Raw genomic sequence first — 24276 nt, 5'->3', positions numbered from 1 at the left:
ATAGTAAAAAACGACATCCGAAGGAGACATGGCCGAACGCGGCAGCGTGATGTCATAAAGCCGCAACCTGTTCATTCCCATGCTCGCCCCGGTCGCCACGATAGAGATTGCGCTTGTGCATGGAATGCTGTCCGGCATCCGTGCGCGTGGCGAGCCCGTCGAGGAACATCTGAACCGCGCGGGCATTGCGCCGGAACTGATGGATCGCGCCAATGCACGAGTGACCTCCGAGCAGTACATCGGACTTTTCCGATCGTTGATCAGGCGGCGCAACGATGAAGCACTTGCGTTTCTGTCGCGCCCCATGCGTCGGGGCAGCTTCGCGCTGATTGCCCAGGAGGGCATATCGGCGCCGACCGTTGAAAGCGGCATCAAACGGATGGCACGCGCCCTCTCACTGATGCAGGACGACCTGACGTTGAAACTCGTCCGCAGAGGCAACGAGGCGGGCATCGAGCTGCGCTTGCGCGAACCCCTGGCGCCCCACCCCGAGTTCCTGCATGAGCTGATCCTGCGGGTCAGTTGGCGCCTGGTGGCCTGGCTCGTCGACGAGCGCCTACCCGCAACGGCATTCGAGTTCCCGTTCCAGCAGCCTGACTACGTCCACGGCTACGCGAAGATCTTCCCTGCGCCGCTGCGCTTCGCGAGCTCGCGTTCTACCGTCTGGTTTGCCGCGGACAGCCTGTCAAAGCCAGTGCGTCGAGACGGTCAGGCGCTGCGTCAATTTCTGGCGGCTTCACCTGCGAATGTCATCGTGCCACGTCGCGATGGCGGTGTGACTCAGGCGGTGCGAAACCAACTCCAGCGAATGCTTCCCCACTGGGGTGATCTGGGCAGCGTCGCCAGCAACCTCGCGATGTCGAGCTCCACTCTCCAGCGACGCTTGTCGGCCGAGCGGACGACCTTCCAGTTCATCAAGGACGAGCTCCGTCGCGATCTCGCGATCACCCGGCTCAACACCAGCAAGGTCGCGCTGGCAACTCTCGCCGACGAACTCGGCTTTGCCGACAGCGCCGCCTTCCAACGCGCTTTCAAGCATTGGACGGGTAGCGCGCCGGGCGTCTACCGTCAAGGCAAGCCGTAAAGGCCAGACTTGAGTCACATTTCGGCAAAGCAGGATGCGGCGAGAGGATGGTGCTGAGGGCGCTCTTGCGCAGCGTTCGGCGGATGCGGCGAAGGAAATCAAGACTCTGATCGGCGCCTCCGTAGACAAGGTCGACGCCGGTTCGCGCTTCGTTCATTCCGCGGGCAGCACCATGATCGAGCTCGAGGCGAGCGTCCAAAGCGTGACCAACATCATGGGCGAGATTCGGGCTTCAGCGTCGGAGCAGAGCAACGGCATCGGAGGCGTGAACGAGTCCGTCGCGCAGTTGGATGCGATGACGCAGCAGAACGCAGCGCTGGTCGAACAGTCCGCCGCGGCCGCCATGTCGCTGAAGGATCAATCCGAGCGCATGGCTTCACTCGTTGCGTCGTTCCAAATCGAAGGCTTCTCTCGGCACCCTGTGCAACCCTGAGCTGGCTGTTGGAATGGCCGCATCGCCAAATGGAAAAACACTGGCGAGAGCAGCGGCGCTGACGATCGGCCCCAGATCAACGGACATTCCGTCTACATCAAGCTGACATCCCAAGAACTCGCTCTCTTGGGGAAGCCGAGCTCAAACCCATGCGCGTTGGACCTGACAGTCTGCCGGTGCCCATCAAGCGCTATTCAGTCGACTTGGGTCGCGCTGCACGCGCCGCCCTGACCCTGTCAAATGGGGTGGCGAGGGAGTACGGTCTGCGGAGGGAAGATGAACTTGTGCGCCAGCATGTCATGCCTTAGACCAGCGGCGCCGATCGCATCAACACCGTCTTGAGCGCAAAGCTCGACTTGATGTGCTCGACACCGGGAATACGAGTCAGCGTACGCGTTAGGAACTCGTGGTACGCGTCAAGGTTGGGAACCACGACGCGCAGGTTGTAGTCAGCATCGCCAGTCATCAGGAAGCAGCTCATCACCTCCGGCACCTGGGAAATGGCACGCTCGAACTTGGTGATCGCCGCCTCGGACTGCTTCTCCAGCGTCACGGACACGAACACGCTGATCGTGCCGGCCAAGCGCTGTTCATCCAACTGCGCGACATATCCCTTGATGTACTGCTGCTGCTCCAGGCGGCGCACGCGGCGCAGCGTCGGCGTGAGCGACAGGCCGATGCGGTCGGCGAGTTCCCGGCCGCTGAGCCGGCCGTCGATCGCCAGCTCACGCAGCAGCTTGAGGTCGAAGGTATCGAGATCATTCATCTTGGTTCAATTGAACTATCCATTGATCATTCATTGATTCACACGGACCTTTCCGTGTGGATTTCGTAGGCTCATTTTGGTGCCAATGTCTCTGTCCGTGAAGCGAAACTTCTGCGCCATTGCCCATGCCGGGCGCGCCAGAGATACCGATGGGTGCCATAGACCTTTCCTTCACCGCCGACGCCAAGTACAACCGCACCGAGGGGCGCACCCTGCTGACGGGGATCGAAGCGCTGGTGCGCCTGCCGATGCTGCAGCGCCAGCTGGACAGGGCCCAGGGCCTGAAGACCGCGGGGCTGGTCTCCGGCTATCGCGGGTCGCCGCTTGGCGCCTATGACCAGCAGCTCTGGAAAGCCGCCAAGCAGCTGGCAGCCCATGACATCGTCTTCCAGCCCGGACTGAACGAGGACCTCGCGGCCACGGCGCTGTGGGGCGCGCAGATGCACCGCGCTTTCGGATCCACGAGGGTGGATGGCGTCTTCGGCATCTGGTACGGCAAGGGGCCGGGCGTGGACCGCAGCGCCGACGCGCTGCGCACCGCCAATGTGCTCGGCACGTCCAGGCTCGGCGGCGTGCTCGCGGTGTCCGGTGACGACCACTCCGCCCAATCGTCGATGTATCCGCACCAGACGGACGGCATCCTGCAGTCGAGCTCCATTCCCGTGCTCCAGCCTGGCCATGTGCGCGAGATCCTCGAACTGGGCCTGGCCGGGCTGGCGATGTCCCGCTTCACGGGACTCTGGGTCGGCCTGAAGACGATCGCCGAGGTTGTCGAGACGGCAGCATCCTTCGACCTCGGCCCGCTGCCCAGCTTCGTGATGCCCGAGGACTTCGAGGTACCGCCACACGGCCTCAACTGGGATCCGGACATCGCCTGGCCGGCGCAGCGCGCCGAACTGGAGCGGCGCCTGATCCAGTACCGCCTGCCTGCCGCCCGTGCCTGGGCCAGGGCCAATCGGCTGGATCGCATCGTGGTGGATGCGCCGCGCCGGCGCCTGGGCGTCATCACCGTCGGCAAGGCCCACCAGGACTTCATGCAGGCGGCCGAGGATCTCGGCCTGTCGCCCGCGGCGATGCAGCAACTGGGCGTCTCCGTCTACAAGGTCGCGATGAGCTGGCCGCTGGAGACCGAAGGGGCCATGGCCTTCGCCGACGGTCATGAGGAAATCCTCGTGGTCGAGGAGAAGCGCTCGGTCGTCGAGGCCCAGCTCAAGGATGCCCTCTTCCATCAACCCGCGGGACGCCGACCGCGCGTCACGGGGAAGTCAGACGAACGTGGCATGACCTTGCTGCCGGAGGTGTCCGAGTTCAGTGCCGCGCTGCTGGCGAAGACGCTGGTGACCCGGATGGCCGCGCTCGGGATCGAGGCCAGGCAGTTCGTCGAGCGCCTGGCAGCCCTGCAGCGCGAGCAGCCGCCGCTGCCGGCTGGCGCCATTCCAATACGCGCGCCCTACTTCTGCTCGGGCTGTCCCCACAACACGTCCACCCACACGCCCACCGGCTCGATCAGCGGCGGCGGCATCGGCTGCCACGTGATGGCGCTGTCGCAGCCCTGGCTGAAGACGCAGACGTTCTCCCAGATGGGTGGCGAGGGGGCCCAGTGGATAGGCGCAGCGCCTTTCTCCGAGACCCCGCACATCTTCCAGAACCTCGGGGACGGCACCTACCAGCACTCGGGCCTGCTGGCGATCCGCGCCGCGGTGGCGGCGGGGACCAACATCACCTACAAGATCCTCTACAACGACGCGGTGGCCATGACCGGCGGCCAGGCGGCCGAGGGCGTCATCGACCCGGCCCGCATCACGCGGCAGTTGCACGCCGAAGGGGTGGCCCGCATCGCGCTCGTGTCCGACGACCCCGGTCGCTGGCGCGCAGCCACCGACCTGGCCGACGGCGTCACCGTCCACGACCGCGGCGACTTGGACGCCGTGCAGCGCACCCTGCGCGCCGTGCCGGGCGTGACCGCCATCGTCTACGAGCAGACCTGTGCCGCCGAGAAGCGCCGTCGGCGCAAGCGCGGCGACATGCCCGACCCCGACCGGCGCCTGTTCATCACCCCCCGCGTCTGCGAAGGATGCGGGGACTGCACCGTCCAGTCCAACTGCATCGCGGTGGAGCCCCTGGCAACGCCCTTCGGCCGCAAGCGCCAGGTCAACCAGAGCGCCTGCAACAAGGACTTCTCCTGCGTGAAAGGCTTCTGCCCCAGCTTCGTGGAGATCGAGGGGGCGCGCGTGCGCAAGCCCGACGGCCAGCGCGTGAAGCAGCTCGAAGCCGAGCTTGCCGCCGCGCTCGCGCCGCCACGGCTGCCTGGGATCAACGGGCCGTTCAACATCATCGTCACGGGCATAGGTGGCACGGGCGTGCTGACCATGGGCGCCCTGCTCGGCGCCGCGGCCCACCTGGAAGGGCGTGGCGCGACCGTGCTGGACTTCACCGGGCTGGCGCAGAAGAACGGGGCCGTCGTGAGCCAGGTGCGCATCGCGGCCTCGCCGCAGGACATCCACGCGTCGCGCATCGGCCAGGGTGCGGTGGACCTGTTGCTCGGTGCAGACCTGGTCGTCTCAGCCACGCTTGACACGCTGGCCAAGCTGTCGGCCAACCGCGCCGCCGCAGTGGTGAACCTCGGTGAGTCCCCGACAGGCGAAGGCATGCGCCAGCGCGACGCCACCCTGCCCACGCCACTGATGCGCAAGCGGGTCCAGTCCCGCTGCCGCGTGGACGACTTCCACGCCTTCGAGGCCAGCGCGACCGCGGTCCAGCTGTTCGGCGACACCGTGGCCACCCACACGCTGATGCTCGGCTATGCCTGGCAGCAGGGGCTGGTGCCACTGTCGAGCGAGTCCATCGAGCGCGCCATCGAACTCAATGGCGCCGCGGTCGAGCTCAACCGCCGGGCGTTCACCTGGGGCCGCATCCTCGCGACAAAGCCGGACGCGCTGGAGGCCCTCGGCGGCGCACCGGCCTCGCCCGCTTTGCCCGACACCCTCGATCAACTGGTGAAGCGCCACGTGCAGGATCTGACGGCCTATCAGAACGCCGCCTATGCCCGCCGCTACCGTGATCTGGTGACCCAGGCTCAGGCTGCGGAGCGCCGGGCAATGCCTGGCCAGCAGTCCTTCGCGACAGCCGTGGCTGTCAGCGCCTACCGGCTGATGGCCTACAAGGATGAGTACGAGGTGGCCCGCCTCTACGCGGGCGAGGACTTCAAGGCGGCGCTCGCCGCGCAGTTCTCCGAGTGGGGCCGGGTATCGGTCTGGCTCGCGCCGCCCCTGCTGTCCCGCATCGACCCGGCCACCGGACGGCCGAAGAAGCGCAAGTTCGGGCCGTGGGTGCTGCGGGCGATGGGCTGGCTGGCGGGGCTTCGCAGCCTGCGCGGCACCTCGGCCGACGTGTTCGGCTACACGGCCGAGCGGCGCGCGGAGCGCCAGCTGATCCGCGACTTCTTCGCAGACGTCGCCTGGCTGACCGAAAACCTGTCGGCCGCGACGCACCCCCAAGCCGTGGCACTGGCGCAGCTGCCCCAGGAGATACGCGGCTTCGGCCCCGTGAAGGCCGCCGCCATGGCCGCACATGCCGGCCAACGCGCCGCCCTGACGCAGGCCCTGCGTGGACAGCCCTCGGCACCCGTCGCCCGCGCATTGCGCGAGGCAGCCTGAACTTCACGCCTCCCCTGGAGCCCAGCCCATGCAGAACGCAGCACGCGACCTTGCCCGCAATCCGGACGACCCGGTCGTCATCCTGTCCGCCGCACGAACGCCGCTGGGCGGTTTTCAGGGACGACTGGCCGGCATGACCGCGCCGCAACTGGGCGCGGTCGCCATCCAGGCGGCGGTCGAACGCTCGGGACTTGCGGCCGAGCAGGTGCAGGAGGTCCTGATGGGCTGCGTGCTGCCGGCAGGCGTTGGCCAGGCACCGGCGCGCCAGGCGTCACTGCTGGCGGGCCTGCCTGTCGCCGCGGGCTGCACCACGGTGAGCAAGGTCTGCGGTTCGGGCATGAAGGCCGTCATGCTGGCGAGTGATCTGCTGCGCGCGGGCTCGGCCGACGTGATGGTCGCAGGCGGCATGGAGTCGATGAGCAATGCGCCCTATCTGCTGCCCAAGGCCCGTGGCGGCTACCGGCTGGGGCACGGCGCGCTCACGGACCACATGTTCTTCGATGGCCTGGAGGACCGCTATGGCGAGCAATCCCAGGGCCGGCTGATGGGCAGCTTCGCCGACGACTGCGCGCGCCAGCACGCGATCTCGCGCGAATCGCAGGACGAGTTCGCGGCACGCTCCACCCTGCTGGCACGGGATGCCCAGCGCTCGGGCTACTTCGACTGGGAACTCGTGCCCGTCGACGTGCCCGCACGCGCGGGCGTGCAGGCCATGCTTGAGGACGAGCAGCCGCCCAAGCTGGACCTGAACAGGATCGCCTCGCTCAGGCCCGCCTTCGGTCCGCAGGGCACGGTGACGGCGGCGAACGCCAGCTCCATCGCAGACGGTGCCGCGGCCCTCGCGCTCACACGCATGTCCATCGCAGACCGCCAGGGCATCGCGCCGCTGGCGCTGCTGCGTGGCCATGCCACGCATGCGCAGGAGCCGGGCTGGTTCACGACCGCCCCGGCTGGCGCGGTGCGCGCGCTGCTGTCACGGGTGGGCTGGGAGATCGATGAGGTCGACCTGTGGGAGATCAACGAAGCGTTTGCCGTCGTGACCATGGCCGCGATGCGGGAACTCAGGCTCGAGCCCGACCGCGTCAACGTCCACGGCGGCGCCTGTGCCCTGGGTCACCCGATCGGGGCGACGGGCGCGCGAATCCTGGTCAGCCTGATCGGTGCGCTACGGTTGCGCCGGCTCAAGCGCGGAGTCGCGACCCTGTGCATCGGCGGCGGCGAAGCCACTGCCGTGGCCATCGAAATGTGTTGAGGACCCCATGTTCAGTGAAGAGCACCAATTGATCCGCGACAGCATGCGCAGCTTCGCCCAGGAACGCCTGGCCCCTCACGCAGCGGCGCGCGACCGGGACCACAGGTTCCCCAGGGAGGCCTTGCGGGAGCTCGGCGAACTGGGCGCGCTGGGCATCACCGTACCGCAGGACTGGGGCGGCGCCGGCATGGACTACCGCGCCCTGGCCCTTGCACTGGAGGAGATCGCCGCCGCCGACGGTGCGATCTCCACCATCGTCAGCGTGCAGAACTCACTGCCCTGCGGCATCCTGAACCGCTATGGCGACGAGAGCCAGAAGAGGCGCTGGCTGGTGCCCCTGGCCCGCGGGGAAGCGCTGGGCTGCTTCTGCCTGACCGAGCCGCAGGCGGGCTCGGACGCGGCGCAGTTGAGGACGAGCGCCGTGCGTGATGGGGACAAGTGGGTGATCTCGGGCGTCAAGCAGTTCATCACCACAGGCAAGCACGCCGACGTAGCCATCGTCATCGCGGTGACCGACAAGACCGCCGGCAAGAAGGGGCTGTCGTGCTTCCTGGTTCCGACGGCCACGGCGGGTTACGACGCGAGTCGCGTGGAGGAGAAGTTGGGCCAGCATGCCTCGGACACCGCACAGGTCGTCTTGCACGAATGCCGCGTCGGCCCGGAAGCCCTGGTGGGCCAGCCCGGGGATGGATACCGCATCGCGCTGTCCAACCTGGAGGGTGGGCGCATCGGCATCGCGGCGCAGAGTGTCGGCATGGCGCGCGCGGCGCTCGAGGCCGCCCTGCGTTATGCGCGTGAACGCGAGACCTTCGGGCAACCGATCATCGAGCATCAGGCGATCGCCTTCCGGCTCGCCGACATGGCCACGCAGCTGGAAGCTGCGCGTCAGCTCGTGTGGCATGCCGCGTCGCTCAAGGATGCCGGTCATCCCTGCCTGATGTCGGCGTCCATGGCCAAGCTGTTCGCGTCGGAGATGGCGGAGCAGGTTTGCACGGACGCCATCCAGATCCATGGGGGTTATGGCTATCTGGCGGACTTCCCCGTGGAGCGCATCTACCGGGACGTGCGGGTCTGCCAGATCTACGAGGGCACCAGCGACATCCAGCGCATGGTGATTGCCAGGACCTTGCGCGCCGGCTCCTGAACGACAAGCAACGCTGCCAAGGCGGCCTCATCGACTCGCACGCCGCGCTGCAGCGGCGTTCGCCTGCAACAGGGAGACAGGCAGACCAAGCGCCCCTCCCCATCTCAAGGAAGAAAACAGTGTCTGCAATCAGTGACCGCGACGGCAAGATCTGGATGGACGGCGAACTCGTCGACTGGCGCGACGCCAAGATCCACGTGCTGACCCACACCCTGCACTACGGCTGCGGCGCCTTCGAAGGCGTGCGCGCCTATGACACGGTCAACGGCACGGCCATCTTCCGGCTGCAGGAGCACACGCAGCGCCTGTTCAACAGCGGCAAGATCCTGCGCATGAAGATCCCGTTCTCGCAGGAACAGGTCAACGAGGCCCAGCGCGCCGTCGTCAAGGCCAACGGCCTGAAGAGCGCCTACATCCGCCCGCTGATCTGGATCGGCTCCGAGAAGCTGGGCGTCAGCCCCAAGGGCAACCAGGTGCACCTGATGGTGGCCGCGTGGAGCTGGGGCGCCTACCTCGGCGAGGACGGCCTGAAGCGCGGCATCCGCGTGAAGACCAGCTCCTACACCCGCCACCATGTCAACATCACGATGACGCAGGCCAAGACGGTGTCCAACTACACCAACTCCATCCTGGCCAACATGGAAGCCACCGACGACGGCTACGACGAGGCGCTGCTGCTGGACGCCTCGGGCTTCGTGTCTGAGGGCGCAGGCGAGAACCTCTTCGTCATCAAGGGCGGCGTGGTCTACACGCCCGACCTGTCGGCCGGCGCGCTGAACGGCATCACGCGCAACACCATCTTCTCGATCTGCCAGGACCTGGGCCTGAAGCTGGTCGAGAAGCGCATCACCCGCGACGAGGTCTACATCTGCGACGAGGCCTTCTTCACCGGCACCGCCGCCGAAGTGACGCCCATCCGCGAGCTGGACCGCATCGAGATCGGCGCCGGCGAATATGCCGGAACACGCGGCCCCATAACCGAGAAGATCCAATCGGCCTTCTTCGACATCGTCAACGGCCGCAACCCCAAGTACGCCGGGTGGCTGACCTCGGTTTGACGAACTAGCGCACGAGGCCTCACTGCGGCCCCGTGCGGCCCCTGCATCGCGCAGCCGCCATTCGCGCATGGCGTGGGCCGGTGCGCCTCGCAGGGCCTGCGGCTATCTCCAAGGGGGTATTGCGGGGCAGTTGGGCATGACAAACCATGCGCGCATGTTGCAGCAACCTCAATTCAAGCTGACTCTTCAGCGCTGGCCCTACCGTCAAAAGATCCGCATCTCCCGCGGCGAGCTGGAAGACCAGACCGTCTTGTACGCGCAGGCGACCTCGGGCGACATCCAGGCGCACGGCGAAGGCGAGCAGCACGAATCCGACCAGACGCGCAGCATCCATGCGCTGGCGCGTGGCCTTGAGACGCTGGCCTGGCTCGCGCAGATGCCGGACCGCGCGGAGCTGCGCCAGCGCATGCCACCCGATGGACTTCGCAACGCGCTCGACGCCATGCTCTGGGACCTCGAGTGCAAGCAGTCCGGCCTGCGCGCCTGGGAGCTGGCCGGACTGCAGGATGTCGGCGCCAGCACGAGGTTTCGCACGATGCTGACGGTGACGCTGGACACCGCACAGGCGATGGCCGCGCAAGCACGCCGCTGGGGCCAGGCGCCGGTGCTGAAGGTCAAGCTCGGCGACCGCACGCCGGGCGGTCTCGACCGCGACATCGAGCGGCTCCATGCGGTGTCCGAGGCCTCTCCCGGCAGCCTGCTGACCGTGGACCCCAACGAAGGCTGGACGCCGGCAGGGCTGCAGCGCTTTGCCTCGGCGGTCTCCGCCCTGCCCCTGGCGCTGATCGAACAGCCCCTGCCTGCGGGCCAGGAAGACGTGCTGCCGGGCTTGGGCCTGCGCGTACCCGTGGCCGCGGACGAGAGTTGCACCTCGCTGGAAAGCCTCGCGCAGCTGGCCGGCCGCGTGCAGTACGTGAATCTCAAGCTCGACAAGTGCGGCGGCCTCACCGAGGGCTTGATGATGTGCCGCGAGGCAGCACGGCTCGGCCTCAAGCTGATGGTGGGCTGCAACTGCGGCACCTCCCTGGCCATGGCGCCGGCCTTCCTTGTCGCATCGTTCTGCGACTTCGTGGACCTGGACGGTCCGCTGCACATGCAGGATGACCGGGCGCACCCGGTGTCCTATGCCGACGGCTATCTCCACGCCCCCGACGCGGCGCTGTGGGGCTGATCGACCTTGGAGACTCCGTTGAAGCAAAGACGCATAGCCATCGGCTGCGCCGCTGGGTTCGCCGGTGACCGGCTGGACGCCGCCGAGGCCGTTGTCCGCACGCTCATCCGCAAGCGGCTGCCCTCGTTCCTGATCTTCGAGACGTTGGCCGAGCGCACGCTGGCCATCGCCCAGGCCAGGCTCCGTGCCGACGCAGGTTCAGGCTACGAACCCAACCTTCGCGCCATGGTCGAACCGGTGCTCGCCCTGTGCCTGCAGAACGGGATCAGGATCGTCAGCAACTTCGGCGCCGCCAACCCCATGGCTGCCGCCCGGCTGCTGCGCTCCATCGCCGCCCCCATGGGCCTGGCGCCGCGCATCGCGGTGGTCAGCGGTGACGATCTCAGCGCACCGCGGCATCGCGAGATGCTGCTGCAGCACCTGCCACCCGGCTTCGATTCGGGCGCCATCGTCAGCGCAAATGCCTACATCGGCGCCGAGTCCATCGCCGCCGCCCTGCGGGCTGGCGCCGACATCGTGGTGGCAGGCCGCGTGGCGGATCCTTCACTGACCGTCGGGCCGGCGATGGCGGCCTTCGACTGGTCCGACGACGACTGGGACCGGATCGCACGGGCGACGATGGCCGGGCATCTGCTGGAATGTGGTGCCCAGGTCTGCGGCGGGTATTTCGCCGACCCCGGCTACAAGGATGTACCGGACCTGCACGCTGTCGGGTTTCCCATCGTCGAGCTCGATGATGAAGGCGGCGTCCACGTCACCAAGGCCGATAGCACCGGCGGCGCGGTGACGCTTCAGACGGTCAAGGAGCAGTTGCTCTATGAGGTCCACGACCCGTGCGCCTACCTCACCCCCGACGTCACCGCATCCATCAGCGAGGCGGAAGTCCGGGCAGAGGGCGAGAACAGGGTGGAACTCAGCGGCGTTCTCGGCGGGGCGCGACCAACACACCTCAAAGTCAATGTCTGCACCCAGGGCAGCTGGATCGCGGAAGGTGAGATTTCCTACGCCGGCCCTGGCGCCGAATCGCGGGCCCGGCTGGCGGCCGACGTGTTGCGTCGGCGCCTGCCAAGACTCTCGCTGCGCGTCGACCTGATCGGCGTGGTCAGCGTGCTGGGCGACTCCGCCGGCGCCATGCTCGAGCAACGCCAGACCGGGGCCGAGGACGTGCGGCTGCGCGTGGCGAGTGCCACGTCCAGCAAGGCGGCCGGCGAATGCCTGGCGCAGGAGGTGACTGCTCTCTACACCTGCGGCCCCGCCGGCGGTGGCGGCGTCCGGACATCGGTCAGGTCGCAGCTGGCACTGACCTCCTGCTTCGTGCCGCGTGGCGCGGTGCCCACGACTTTTGAAATGCTGGAGTAAGTCATGACGTTGTCGGTCGTTCCCTTGCGCAGGATTGCCCACGGGCGGGCCGGCGACAAGGGCAATACCTCGAACATCAGCCTGATCGCCTATGAGCCCGCGTGGTACGGGACGCTCCTTGAGCAGGTGACTGAAGAGGTTGTCGCCCAGCTGTTCGCCGCCCGCCGGCCCTCCCGGGTGCGCCGGTTCGAGCTGCCCAGGTTGCACGCGCTGAACTTCGTCCTGGAGGACGCGCTGGACGGCGGCGTCAACAGCTCGCTGAACCTCGACGCCCACGGCAAGTCGCTGGCCTTCCTGCTGCTCGGCCTGACCGTTCGCATCCCGGCGCACCGCGCGGCAATGCTCAACCACCCCCTTGGAGAAGACCGTGATCTCGCCCAATGAAGCCCATCTCGCGTTGCCGACGCATCACCTGCCCAACGCCGAAGACTTCCTGATGTGGCCGCCCTGCCTGCAGTCCTATGGATTCCGCAACGTGGACAAGCTGTTCGCGACGCGCACCATCCACAGCGGCCCCGCGCCCCGCGAGCTGGCACGCGGACAGGCCTGGGAAGGCACGTTTGTCAGCGAGGGCAGGACCCTGTCCATCGCCGACCTGATGAACCGCAACAACGTGGTCGGCCTCATCGCGACCGTCGATGACGCGGTCGTGCTGGAACGCTATGGCCTGGGCCTGCAGGCGCACGAACGGTGGAGCACCATGTCCACCGTCAAGAGCATGACCGCGGTCCTCGTGGGCGCAGCGATCGCGGACGGTTCGATCGGCTCGATCAACGATGCGGTGGCGGACCATCTGCCCGCGATGTGCGGCACGGGCTACGAGGGCGTGGCGGTGGGACACCTGCTGACGATGTCGTCCGGCGTGCGCTGGATCGAGGACTACACGGATAGGGACTCCCACGTCAACCGCTACAGCCGCTCGCTGGCGGCAAAGAATCCCGGCGGCGTGCTGCGCCTGATGGCCTCCGTGCCCCGTGCCCACGCGCCGGGCAGCTTCTGGAACTACAACACCGGCGACACCTACCTGCTGGGCGCCGTGATCTGCGCAGCCACCGGCAAGCGGCTGGCGGACTACATGTCCGAGAAGATCTGGAAGCCGGCGGGCATGGAGTTCGACGCCTTCTACACGCTGGAATCGGAAGACGGCCAGGAGATCAGCGGCAGCCGCGCGGGCATGAGCCTGCGCGACATGGCGCGGTTCTCCCTGCTCGTGATGAACGGCGGCCGAGTCGGCGGCGTCAACCTGCTTGGCGAGCACTGGATCGACACCGTCGCCGCGAGGGCCTTCGAGCTGGCCGGGTGCGAGAACACCGCCGGCGTCGAGGTGCTGGGGGTCTCCGGCTACGGCTTGAGCTGGTGGCTGGACGACGAAGGCGGCATGTGGGCCCTGGGCCATTCAGGCCAGCGCATCTACGTCAACCGGCGCGAGCGGATCACCGTGGTCCAGCTCGCCGTCTATCCGGAGCCGGCGTACTACGGCAGCGACGAGCCCGACCGCGACACCACCTTGCTCAACTTCATCCAGACGCTGCGCAGATGCCATCGTACGAACCCCTAGCCCTGTTTCTCGTATGCGATGGCGCGCGACAATTCGCATCGAAGACAGGATCCTCGATGCCCTCCCAAAGCCTGCAACGCCCGACTCTGGAGCCGCCGCCCAACGCGGCGGTGAGGCTGGACTCGACCACTGCGACGGCACTCGGCGAGGTGATCCTGTCCATCGGCCAGCCCGGGTTCTTCAAGAGCCTGCTGGCGTTCCTTGGCGGCGTCTGCGCCATGGACTCCGGCGGCGCGATGATCTTTTCCCGGCATCAGCGGCCTCAGCTGCTGATGTACCGCAGTCGGCCCAGCGCCGTGCATGTGCAGGCCCCCGACTACTTCTCCGGGCCCTACATCCTCGACCCCAACTACCAGCGCTTTCTCGGCGGATGCGACAGTGGCGTGTACTGGCTGCGCGACGTGGAGCCGGATGAATTCAACAACAGCGAGTTCTATCGACTGTTCTATTCGCAACTGGGGCTGTCGGACTACATCGACATCCTCTGGCGCATCGACGCGGACACTGCCCTGTCCGTGTTCCTCGAGCGCGACTCGTCGGGAGACGGCTTCACGACAACCGACATCGCGGCACTCAATACGGTCCTGCCACTCGTGTTCTCGGCTGTCGCGAAACATCATCAGCAGGTGGGCCTCGTCGCCCCACGCACCGACAGCGACGACAACCTCACCCACCGCAAGGTGCAAAGCTCGATCGAGAATTTCGGCGCGTCGCTGCTGACCAAGCGCGAGCGCGAGGTCTTGTTCTACATGCTCAGCGGCTATTCGTCGGCACTGACGGCTGCACGCATGCACTCGACCGAGGGCACGATCAAGATCCATCGCAAGAACATCCATCGCAAGCTGGAGATCGGCTCACAGGCCGAGCTCTTCGCGCTCTTCATCCGTTGCATTCCGTTCGCAACGCCTGAGATGAAGGTCGATCCGCTGCAGAGCTACCAGTCCGTCAAGTCGACGCGGGCCGGCGGGTCAGTCGCCCCATCCCCATTGCGCACCTGAGGGTCGCAAGGACCACCCGGCGTCGCTTGCCGTCGGGCAGCACAGCTGCGCGTGATGCGTGGCGACCGCAGGTGCGCAGCAGGGTCGGCCCTGAGCACGGCGCGCAACGCAACGAATCGGCGTATCCCTGGAGGGGTATGGCTGAAAGAGACGTTCACCCCTAACTTTCGTGTCATACCAATCGGGTAAGCGACATGCCTCGTCGATTGAACCCGGCCCTCACTCCTTCTCTGGAAAAGCAATGCAAAAGCCCGCTGGATCCATCCACGTCAACGCAAGGGCGAGGGGCTGACATCGTGAGTTCTGGCCACGACATCGACTGGCATGAGCGTGCCCGGCAGCTGCGCCCCGACGTCCGGGCCGTCATCGACGGCGAGCGAGTCGAGGTGCGCGGCGGCGAGCGCTTTCAGAGCATCAACCCGCAGGACGGCAGCGTTGTCGCATCGATTGGCTCGTGCGGCCAGATCGACGTGGACGCGGCGGTCCAGAGCGGCCGGCTTGCGTTCCAGCGCGGGAGCTGGTCGCTGATCTCCCCACACCAGCGAAGCCGCACGCTGCTCAAGTTCGCGGACGAGGTCGAGCGTCATGGCGAGGAGCTCGCTCTGCTCGACTCGCTGGAGATGGGCATGCCCATCGCCTCGGCCCTGCCCGACGTCCGCCTGGCAGCGAGCATCGTGCGCGGCTGCGCGGAGCGCGTGGACAAGCTCAGCGAGCAACTGCTGCCCAGTTCAGCCGGCACGCTGGCCCTGAACCTGCGCGTGCCGCATGGGGTGGTCGCGGCGATCACGCCCTGGAACTTCCCCCTGTACGTCGCGCTGGGCAAGATCGTCCCGGCACTCGCGATGGGCAACTCGGTGGTGCTCAAGCCTTCGGAGCTGGCCTCCCTGTCCTGTCTGCGCCTGGGCGACCTGGCCCTGGCGGCCGGCATACCCGCGGGCGTGCTCAACGTCATCCCCGGCGTCGGGCGCGAGACCGGCCGCCTGCTCGCCTTGCACGCCGACGTCGATTGCCTGAGCTTCACCGGCTCCACGGCAACCGGCCGGGCCCTAATGCAGTACGCCGGGCAGTCCAACCTGAAAGCCCTGCTGCTGGAATGCGGTGGCAAGTCGCCCCAGATCGTGTTCGATGACCTCGATGACCTGGACGCCGTTGCAGATTCGCTGGTCCAGGGCTTTGTATGGAACAGCGGACAGGTCTGCGTGTCCGGCACCCGCATCCTGGTGGCGCGTGAGCTGTACACGCCTTTGCTCACGCGCATGGAGGGTCTCGTCGAGGCGCAGCAAGGTGGCGACCCTCTGCACCCCGACACACAGCTCGGGCCGCTGGCCAGCCTGGCGCAGCTGCAGCGCGTCGAGGCACTGGTTGACACCGCCCGGCACGGCACCGGCAGGATCGTCGCGGGTGGTACGCGCGACGGCGCCACGGGTCTGTGCCACTACCGCCCTACCCTGGTCGCCGACCTGCCGCACAGCCACGCGCTGATGCAGGAGGAGGTCTTCGGACCTGTCGCTGGCATCCTCCCCTTCGACTACCCCGAGCAGGCCCTGCAGTTCGCCAACGACAGCCAGTACGGCCTGTCGGCGACCCTCTGGACGCGCGACTTCGCTCTGGCGCACCGCCTGGCCAGGCAGGTACGCGGCGGGCCGATCACCGTCAATGCCGTGGCCTCGCCCGGCCCCTCCTACGTGACGGGCTCGTCTGTCGAGCCGGCCAGGGCTTCAGGCTTTGGCGTGGAAGGCGGCACCGCCGGCCTGCTGGCCTACACCCGGGCCAAGAGCGTCCATTTCAGGCTCGCCTGACAACATGCGGATGACCACCACCTCGCCACCACAGCCCCGCTTCGACGTCTTCCCGCGTCACGAGGAGCTGACGCAATGGCTGCACGACTACGCCGCGGCCTATCCCGACCTTGTGAGCGTGTCGTCCATCGGCAAGAGCTATGAAGGGCGGGACATCTGGGTCGCCGCCGTCACCAACACGCTGACGGGCTCACCCCAGGACAAGCCAGCGTTCTGGGCCGACGGCAACATCCATTCGATCGAGCTGACGGGCTGCACGGCGGTGCTGTTCTACCTCCACCACCTCGTGACGGGCTACGGCGCCGAGCCCCAGATCACTCAGTTGCTGGACACCCGCACGGTCTATCTGTGCCCGCGCCTGAGCCCTGACGGCGCGGAACTCGCGTTGGCGGACAGGCCGCGCCATGTCCGCTCGAGCGCCCGCATCTATCCGCAGGTCGAATCGGCGATGGACGGCCTCACCATCGAAGACATCGATGGTGACGGCCGCGTGCTGTCCATGCGGATTCCCGACCCCAACGGATCTTGGAAGAAGCACGCGGACCAGCCGCGCCTGATGGTGCCTCGCCAGCCAGGCGAGTTCGGCGGCGAGTACTTCCGGATCCTGCCCGAGGGTTCCATCAAGGACTTCGACGGTTTCACGATCAAGATCAAGCCGCCTGCGCAGGGGCTCGATCTGAACCGCAACTTCCCTTCCTACTGGCGCCAGGAGCATGCGCAAAAAGGGGCCGGCGACTACCCCACCAGCGAACCCGAGGTCAAGGCCATGGTCGACTTCGTCCTGGCACACCCGAACATTGGCGCCGCCATCAGCTATCACACGTTCAGCGGCGTGATCCTGAGGCCGATGGGCACGATGCGCGACGACGACATGATCCCGGAGGACCTGTGGTGCTTCAAGCGCTTCAGCGAGCACGGGTCCGCGTTGACGGGATACCCGACCCTGAGCGTGTGGCACGACTTCAAGTACCACCCGAAGGAAGTGGTCGGCGGTACGCAGGACTGGCTCTACGAGCAGCTGGGGGCGCTGTACTGGGTGGTCGAACTCTGGAGCCCCAACCGACAGGCAGGCATCACCGACTACAAGTGGATCGACTGGTTCCGCGAGCATCCGGTCGAGGACGACCTCAAGCTGCTGCGCTGGAGTGACGAGCAGTGCGCCGGCAAGGCCCACGTCGACTGGCAACCGTTCGACCATCCGCAACTGGGCGCGGTGGAGATAGGCGGCTGGGACCAGATCAACTACTGGCGCAATCCCCCGCCCGAGCTGCGCATGGCCGAGGTCGCGCGCTTTCCGGCGTGGATGGACAGCATTGCGCTGAGCCTGCCAAGGCTCGAACTGCTAGGCACCGAGGTGCAGTCGCTGGCCGATGGCGTCTGGAAGATTCGCCTGGCCGTCTTCAACAGCGGCTGGCTGCCGGCCTACGTGACCCAGCTCGCGCTGGAACACAAGATTGTCCGCGGCGTCATGTTCGAAATCCACCTGCCAACGCACGACCCGGACATCACGCTGCTGGGCGGCAAGCCGAAGTTCGAAGGACCTCAGCTCAGGGGGCACGCACCCAGGAAGTCGCTGCTGGCGCTGTCGCCGGACCCGGAACCCACCGCAGACAGGGCGATCGCCGAATGGACCGTACGTGCGCCACGTGGCAGCCGCATCGAGCTCACTGCCCAGGCAGATCGTGCGGGCCGCGTCCGGACGTCCGTCACCCTGAACTGCTCCCCTGAACAGCCAACCGACATGGCCTGCGCCTGAAAGCCTCCTCAATGACGATGTCCAAGCCACCGAAGAGACTGTCCTGGCCGCTGCTGGCGCTGTTTGCGCTGCCCACGTTGCCGATGTACCTGCTGCGCGGGCCTGCGTTCGGCATCCTGCCAGCGCTGTACTCGGAGCGCTTCGCAATTTCGCTCGGGACCATGTCGTTGATCCTGCTGCTGGTGCGCGTCTTCGATGGCGTGCTGGACGTAGGCATAGGCTGGGCGACCGACGCGACGCAGGACCGCTGGGGCGGACGGAAGTCCTGGTTCCTGGCCGGGTCGATGCTCACGGTCGCCTGCATCTTCCAGCTCTACGTCCCGCCCGCCGATGCGGACGCGATGTACTTCGCGATCTGGTTCTTCGTCGCCTACTTCGCGTGGACGGTCAACGAGATCCCCTATGGCGCATGGTCGGTCGAGCTGACGACCGACTACCGGGAACGCTCGCGCATCACCGTCGCGCGCCAGTACTTCAACGTGGCCAGCGGTGCGCTGCTGGGCCTGATTCCGCTGCTGTGGTTCCTGCCGAGCAGCGACATGAACTTCGACGCGCTGCGCGTGCTGGCCTGGATGGTGGCGGTGACGCTGCCGCCGATCAGCGTCCTGTGCGTCATCTTCGTGCCCCACGGCGTGGCGGCGGCGCGCACCAAACGGCACAGCCTGATTGCGTCGTTCAGGGCGATCCGCTCCAACAAGGCCTTCATCCGCTTCCTCATCGCGTCGGCACTGGCTGGGCTTGGTGACGCCGCAGGTGCGGCAGTCGGCTTCCTGCTGCTTGATTCCTACCTGGGGCTGGGCGCGGCCATAGGCATGGTCCTGCTCCAGTGGGGCGTGGCCGCGACGATCGGCGTAGGCGTTGCCGAGTTCCTGCTCAAGCGCTTCGAGAAGCACCGCGTATTCGCGTGGTCAGCCATCGGCTGCGCCCTTTGCTACGTCGCCTTTACGCCGCTGCGCCCCGGCGCTGCCAACCTGCTGTTCTTCTACCTGGTCTGCTCGTTCGCCCACACGATGTTCTACATCGTGATCGACATGCTTCCCCAGGCGATGGTGGGCGACCTGGCGGACTTCGACCTGATGAAGTCCGGCGTCCAGCGCACGGCCCAGTACGTGTCGGTGCTGACTTTTGTCCGCAAGGCCACGTTCGGCATCGGCACATCGCTGTCGCTGCTGGTCGTGTCGCAGTTCGGTTTCGAGGCCAAGCAGGCCCCGTACTCGCCGTCGGCCGTGCTCGGATTGAAGCTCTCCGCCTTCGCTCTGCCGTTCAGCTTCTTCGTGCTGGCCGCGATCGTCATCTGGGCCTATCCCATCACCTCGCGTCGCCACGCAGTCATCCAGCAGCGCAATGCCAGGTTGGGCCGTGCCATCCCCGACCCGCGCCTTGCCTGAGCACCCGCGATGACCCTCGCCACCCCCAACACCCCGATGTCCGACGTCCTGGCAGTCGAAGCGGCGCTGCGCGACTGGCACCGCGCGCTGGAAGCCCACGACTGGGCCGCAGTCGAGGCAGGCCTCACACCCGGCTTCCTGATGATCGAACACGACCGGACCATGGACAAGGCCGCACTACTGGACCTCGTCAAGGCCAGCGCGGGCCACGGGCGCCAGCGCGCCCTGCTGCACGACTTCCGCACCGTGGTCCTTCGGGACTGCGCCTGGACGACCGTTCGCAACGATGAACTCTGGATCGCCAACGACGGCAACGAGAAGCCGTTCCGCTTTCTGGAGACGGCCGTCTTCAAGAAAGAGGGCGGCGCCTGGCTGATCGAGCGCTATCACGCGACCCGCCTGGCCGCGCTGCCTCCCTGACCAAGCCGACATACCCCCTTCCTTCCTGGCCGCAGTTGTGGGCCACATCGCCATCCAAATCCATCCCAGGAGAACTTCCACATGACCCGTTCACGCACATCCGCAAGACAGGGCGCCCTCCGGTCCGGACTGGTTCCGACCGCCTCCGCAGCCATGGTCGCCATCGGTCTTCTGGCAGGCGGCGCCGCCAGGGCGCAGTCGGCGACTGCGCCAGCCGAGAAGGAGCTGCAGACGCTGGACCGCGTCGAAGTCACGTCGAGCAAGCGGCGCCAGACACTCAGCGACGTGGCGGGCACCGTCACGGCCCTGAGCGGCGCCGACATCGAGAAGCACGGCAGCGCCGACATCGAGGACCTCCTGAAGCTGACGCCCGGCGTCCAGTTCAACAAGGGCACGACCGACGGTGCCCTGATCTCGATCCGCGGCGTTGGCACCAACTCCAACGGGGCGGCACAGGGGTTCACGCAGTCACCCACGGGCATCTACATCGAGGACGTGCCGTTCACGGATCCGTTCGCCTTCGTATCGACACCCGACCTCGCCCCGTTCGACCTGGAGCGCGTTGAAGTGCTGCGCGGACCGCAAGGTGCCCTCTATGGATCGTCGTCACTGGGCGGTGCGATCCGCTACATCATGACGAAACCGAACAAGCGCCTCACCGAAGGCTCGGTGCTCGCGGGCTTCTCTTCGACGGCCGGCGGCGGCACGGGATGGTCGACGTCGGCCATGGTGAACGTTCCCCTGGCCGACGGCAAGGCGGGCCTGCGCGTCGTCCTCAATGCCCGCGATGACGCCGGCTTCATCGACAACCTCGGCACCGCTCAGAAAGATGCGAACACGGTCGGGGTTCGTGGCGGTCGCGTGCTGTTCACCTATGCGCCCAGCCCGGACTTCGACCTCACGGCCATCTATCTCCGCCAGCACAGCAAGCAGGCCGACGGCCCCGGCATCTCGCCCTTCGACTATTCGACCGGCAAGGGCTACGTGAAGAACTACGACAGCCTGGACGTGAAGACGGCGTTCCCCATGGCCTATGACTCGACGTTCGACCTGGGAACGGTGCAGGCCAACCTGAACCTCGGCGATTTCAGGTTCACGTCCCTGACCGGTCGCCAGTCCAAGTCGCGCAGCGCCCGCGAGGACTTCACCCGCGACTTCTTCGATCCGACCGCGCTGAACGACAAGTGGACCTCCGACACCAGCTACCAGTCGACGTCGACCTCGCAGGAACTGCGCGTGACGCCGGTGACGCCGGGCCGCATCAACTGGCTGCTGGGTGCCTTCTGGATGGAAGCGGACGTCAAGCGCGACCAACTGGTCTTCCACGAGCCGCGCGCAGCCCTGGCCGACCTGCGCTTCAGGCGCAACGGCAAGGCGACCGAGAACGCGGTCTTCGCCGATGCCGAGATCAAGATCACCGACCGGCTCATCGCCGACATCGGCGCGCGCTACTACAAGACCAAGCTGTCCTACGACCGCATCGTGGGCGCCACCGACGCCGGCACCAGCACCACGCCGTATGCCTCCAACGAGAGCGGCACGACGCCCAAGGCCTCGCTGCGCTACGTGATCGATGAGTCGATGTCAGTCTACTCGCTGGCATCTCGCGGCTACCGCTTCGGCGGCATCTCCAACCTGGGCAGCAGCGCGCAGGGCCTGCCCTACAAGTCCGACTCGCTGTGGAACTACGAGGCCGGCTGGCGCTGGAGCCCCACCAAGACGGCGTCCATCGACGTCAGCGTCTTCCGGATTGACTGGAAGGACGTGCAACTGTCCGAGCTCTACGTCGATCCGGCGACCAGCCGCAGTTTCCTGGTCACCGGCAACGTGGGTCAGGCACGCTCGCAGGGCGTGGAGGCAGCCCTTGCCTGGAAGCCCTTCTCCAAGCTCTCCCTGAAGGGCACGCTGGCCTATACCGATGCTGCAACGTCGGGGGGCATCAGCATCGGCGGCACGCCCATCCCGAGTGGAACGCGCCTGCCCGGCACCGCCAAGCTGCAGGGTTCGCTGGACGCCACCACGTATTTCGAGGGTCCCTTCGAGAGCAGCGGACGCCTGTCGGCATTGCTGGCCTATACCGGCAAGCGCAACGCGCAGATCGATTCCAACCTCTCCTTGCCGGGCTACTCCACGGTGGACCTGCGCGCGACGCTGATCTGGAATTCGCTCGAACTCGGCGCCTTCGTCAACAACGCCGCCAATGCCAGGGGCTTGTCGTCGGCGGTGGACTACTTCACCACCTACACGGAGTTCTATCCCATCAGGCCGCGCACCATCGGCGTCACCCTGCGCTATGACTACTGAGCGTCGTCATCCGCGCCGGCTTCTCGCCCGCTGGACGGTCGCCCTGCTGCTGGGCGCGGGCGCGCCTGGCGCCTTCGCCCAGCCGGCGCTACCGACAGCCGCAGACTCCGCACCGTTCGTCGTCGAGGCCTACTACAAGGTCAGGTGGGGAGCGGCGCCGGAGTTCGTGCGGCTCTTCAAGAAGAACCACCTTCCCATCCTGAAGCGGCAAATGGAGGAGGGGCGCATCCTCAGCCTCAAGGCGGAGAGCCCCTTCTATCACTTCACCGAGGAAGGTCGCTGGGACCTGCGGGTGACCATCACCTGGAAGAACGCCGTCGTGGCGCATGACGACTACGACGGCGCGGCCCTGGTCAAGCGGCTGTTCGCGGACCAGGCGCTGTTCAGGAGCGAGGAGCAGCGCCGCTTCGAGTTGCTCCTCAGCCACTGGGATGTGGTCGTCACGACGGCCGACCTTGCACAGCCATGACACGTGACGCAAGAAGCTTTGATCTGAGCGCTGACTACGTCGTCATCGGTGGCGGCTCAGCTGGCGCGGTGGTGGCGTCCCGCCTGGCCGAACAGCAAGGCGTCACGGTCATCCTCGTGGAGGCAGGCGGGAGCGGCAGGAACCCGTTCCTGATGCTTCCCGGGGCGATGACTTTCATCAAGGACTGGTCAAAGCATGCCTGGCTGTATCCGACCGAGCCCGATCCCTCGCGGGGCGGGCGGGTCGACACATGGAAGCGCGGCAGATCGCTGGGCGGCAGCAGCAGCATCAACGGCCTGATCTGGGCGCGCGGGCTGCCGCGAGACTTCGACAGCTGGGCCGCCCTGGGCGCCACGGGCTGGGCATGGGAGGACGTGCGCCCCCATTTCATGCACGCCGAGCGCGCACTGGGCTTCGACACAAGCGAGCGCGGCCAGGTCGGGCCCGTCTGGGTCGAGACATTCCGCTCGCCACACCCGCTCTCCGTCGCGCTGCTGGCGTCCTTCGGCAAGGCGGGATTCCCCATCGTTGCCGACATCAACCAGGCCCGCGCGGCGGCGGCAGCCATCACGCAGACGAACCAGCGTGGCGGCATCCGCCAGAGCACCGAGACGGCCTATCTGCGCCGCCCCCTGCCCGGCCTGCGCATCGTCGACAGGACGACGGCGCAGCGGCTGCTCTTCGTCGACGGCCGCGCCGTCGGCGCCGAGCTCCGGCGGAACGACGGCTCGGAACTGCGCGTGGCGGCGAACCGCGAGGTCATCGTCTGCGCCGGCGCCATCGAAAGCCCGTCGCTGCTCATGCGCTCTGGCATCGGCCCGGCCGACGCGCTGCGCGCCATGGGCATCACGCCCGTGGCGGATTCGCCGGAAGTCGGCATGAACATGCAGGACCATCCGGACCTGTACGTCGAATACGCCGTGTCGCGCCCGACGTACTCGGACGCCGGGCGGTGGTACCGGCTGCCCGCCAGCGGCCTGCAGTTCCTGCTGCGCCGCGGCGGTCCGGCAACCTCCCCCGGCACGCATGTGTTTGCCTATGGCAGCTCGCATGGACGCTTGGAAGACCCCGACCTGCTTTTCTTCACCGGCCCATTCGGGCAGATCGTGGAAGGCGCGTTCACCGGCAAGCAGTCGGTCTACAGCGTCACGCCGTCGATCTGTCGCCCACATTCCCGTGGACGGGTCTGGCTTGCCGAACGCAACCCCATGGTGGCGCCACGCATCCAGCCCAACCTCCTTGGTGACGAGCGCGATCTGGCCTTGATCGTCGACGCGATCGGCATGGTCGACGGCATCGTCAAGAACCCGCCTTTCTCGGACAACCTCATGCGGCGCGTACGGCCTGCCGCTGCACTGCAGCGTGCCGATCGGGCGGGGCTGGAAGCGTTTGCCCGTGCAGCGGTGGCGACCTGCCACCACAGCTGCGGGACATGCCGGATGGGATCCGACAGCAGAGCCGTCGTCGATCCTTCGCTGCGCGTGCGGGGCGTCTCCAACCTGCGCATTGCGGATGCTTCGATCTTTCCCCAGATCACGTCCGGGAACCTCAATGCGCCCGTCATCATGGTGGGAGAGCGGGCCGCCGCCTTGATCAAGGGCCGCACCTGAGCCCAGGATGAGCCCCTGCCGCTCGTCCAGGTCGCACACATCAAGGGCAGC

Annotated in this window: 19 protein-coding genes; 18 read left to right on the top strand and 1 reads right to left on the bottom strand. The window is 67.0% G+C overall.

The window, feature by feature from the left end; translation table 11 throughout:
- The first annotated feature begins 79 nt into the window (after positions 1 to 79).
- Together AC07V5_RS17960 and AC07V5_RS17955 are read left to right on the top strand one after the other, a co-directional pair.
- A complete protein-coding gene (locus tag AC07V5_RS17960; protein ID WP_495117038.1) occupies positions 80 to 1084 on the top strand; it encodes an AraC family transcriptional regulator in 1005 nt (334 codons plus the stop codon).
- 34 nt (positions 1085 to 1118) lie between these two features.
- The gene (locus AC07V5_RS17955; RefSeq protein ID WP_495117037.1) at positions 1119 to 1517 is read left to right on the top strand and encodes a methyl-accepting chemotaxis protein; all 399 of its coding nucleotides are present in this window, start codon (positions 1119 to 1121) and stop codon (positions 1515 to 1517) included.
- Positions 1518 to 1821: 304 nt separating this feature from the next.
- On the opposite strand, the gene AC07V5_RS17950 is transcribed toward AC07V5_RS17955, so the two are convergent.
- Complete coding sequence (locus tag AC07V5_RS17950; RefSeq protein ID WP_495117036.1) at positions 1822 to 2283, bottom strand: Lrp/AsnC family transcriptional regulator; 462 nt, start codon at positions 2281 to 2283, stop codon at positions 1822 to 1824.
- Between the two features lie 149 nt (positions 2284 to 2432).
- On the opposite strand from AC07V5_RS17950, the gene AC07V5_RS17945 reads away from it, so the two are divergent.
- The 16 genes from AC07V5_RS17945 (at position 2433) to AC07V5_RS17870 (ending at position 24225) form a co-directional block, all read left to right on the top strand.
- On the top strand, positions 2433 to 5939 hold the full coding sequence (locus AC07V5_RS17945; protein ID WP_495117035.1) for an indolepyruvate ferredoxin oxidoreductase family protein: 3507 nt from the start codon (positions 2433 to 2435) through the stop codon (positions 5937 to 5939).
- A gap of 28 nt (positions 5940 to 5967) precedes the next feature.
- Positions 5968 to 7191, top strand: coding sequence for an acetyl-CoA C-acyltransferase (locus tag AC07V5_RS17940; RefSeq protein ID WP_495117034.1), 1224 nt, complete (start codon positions 5968 to 5970; stop codon positions 7189 to 7191).
- 7 nt (positions 7192 to 7198) lie between these two features.
- Positions 7199 to 8335, top strand: coding sequence for an acyl-CoA dehydrogenase family protein (locus AC07V5_RS17935; protein ID WP_495117033.1), 1137 nt, complete (start codon positions 7199 to 7201; stop codon positions 8333 to 8335).
- 119 nt (positions 8336 to 8454) lie between these two features.
- Positions 8455 to 9393, top strand: a complete 939-nt coding sequence (locus AC07V5_RS17930) for a branched-chain amino acid transaminase (protein ID WP_495117032.1) — start codon at positions 8455 to 8457, stop codon at positions 9391 to 9393.
- Between the two features lie 154 nt (positions 9394 to 9547).
- Positions 9548 to 10564, top strand: coding sequence for an enolase C-terminal domain-like protein (locus tag AC07V5_RS17925; protein ID WP_495117031.1), 1017 nt, complete (start codon positions 9548 to 9550; stop codon positions 10562 to 10564).
- An 18-nt stretch (positions 10565 to 10582) separates the two neighbouring features.
- Positions 10583 to 11923: an acyclic terpene utilization AtuA family protein gene (locus AC07V5_RS17920; protein WP_495117030.1), complete on the top strand. Its 1341-nt coding sequence runs from the start codon at positions 10583 to 10585 to the stop codon at positions 11921 to 11923.
- A gap of 3 nt (positions 11924 to 11926) precedes the next feature.
- Positions 11927 to 12307: an AtuA-related protein gene (locus tag AC07V5_RS17915; protein WP_495117029.1), complete on the top strand. Its 381-nt coding sequence runs from the start codon at positions 11927 to 11929 to the stop codon at positions 12305 to 12307.
- A complete protein-coding gene (locus tag AC07V5_RS17910; RefSeq protein ID WP_495117028.1) occupies positions 12291 to 13481 on the top strand; it encodes a serine hydrolase domain-containing protein in 1191 nt (396 codons plus the stop codon). Before AC07V5_RS17915 ends, AC07V5_RS17910 begins: the two co-directional genes overlap by 17 nt.
- 56 nt (positions 13482 to 13537) lie before the next feature.
- Entirely contained in the window at positions 13538 to 14479 is a 942-nt protein-coding gene (locus tag AC07V5_RS17905) for a helix-turn-helix transcriptional regulator (protein ID WP_495117027.1), read from the top strand.
- 296 nt (positions 14480 to 14775) lie between these two features.
- Positions 14776 to 16278, top strand: coding sequence for an aldehyde dehydrogenase family protein (locus AC07V5_RS17900; protein ID WP_495117026.1), 1503 nt, complete (start codon positions 14776 to 14778; stop codon positions 16276 to 16278).
- Positions 16279 to 16282: 4 nt separating this feature from the next.
- On the top strand, positions 16283 to 18034 hold the full coding sequence (locus tag AC07V5_RS17895; protein WP_495117025.1) for a M14 family metallopeptidase: 1752 nt from the start codon (positions 16283 to 16285) through the stop codon (positions 18032 to 18034).
- Positions 18035 to 18051: 17 nt separating this feature from the next.
- On the top strand, positions 18052 to 19422 hold the full coding sequence (locus tag AC07V5_RS17890) for an MFS transporter (protein WP_495117024.1): 1371 nt from the start codon (positions 18052 to 18054) through the stop codon (positions 19420 to 19422).
- A gap of 9 nt (positions 19423 to 19431) precedes the next feature.
- A complete protein-coding gene (locus AC07V5_RS17885) occupies positions 19432 to 19842 on the top strand; it encodes a nuclear transport factor 2 family protein (RefSeq protein WP_495117023.1) in 411 nt (136 codons plus the stop codon).
- A 153-nt stretch (positions 19843 to 19995) separates the two neighbouring features.
- Entirely contained in the window at positions 19996 to 22146 is a 2151-nt protein-coding gene (locus tag AC07V5_RS17880; protein ID WP_495117022.1) for a TonB-dependent receptor, read from the top strand.
- The gene (locus AC07V5_RS17875; RefSeq protein WP_495117021.1) at positions 22136 to 22615 is read left to right on the top strand and encodes a hypothetical protein; all 480 of its coding nucleotides are present in this window, start codon (positions 22136 to 22138) and stop codon (positions 22613 to 22615) included. Before AC07V5_RS17880 ends, AC07V5_RS17875 begins: the two co-directional genes overlap by 11 nt.
- Positions 22612 to 24225, top strand: coding sequence for a GMC family oxidoreductase (locus AC07V5_RS17870; protein WP_495117020.1), 1614 nt, complete (start codon positions 22612 to 22614; stop codon positions 24223 to 24225). Before AC07V5_RS17875 ends, AC07V5_RS17870 begins: the two co-directional genes overlap by 4 nt.
- The last annotated feature ends 51 nt before the right edge of the window (positions 24226 to 24276 follow it).

The sequence above is a fragment of the Roseateles sp. GW821-FHT02E12 genome, from assembly GCF_059421665.1.
Note: the sequence above shows the minus strand (reverse complement) of the source record. Positions and strands in the feature narration are given on the sequence as shown.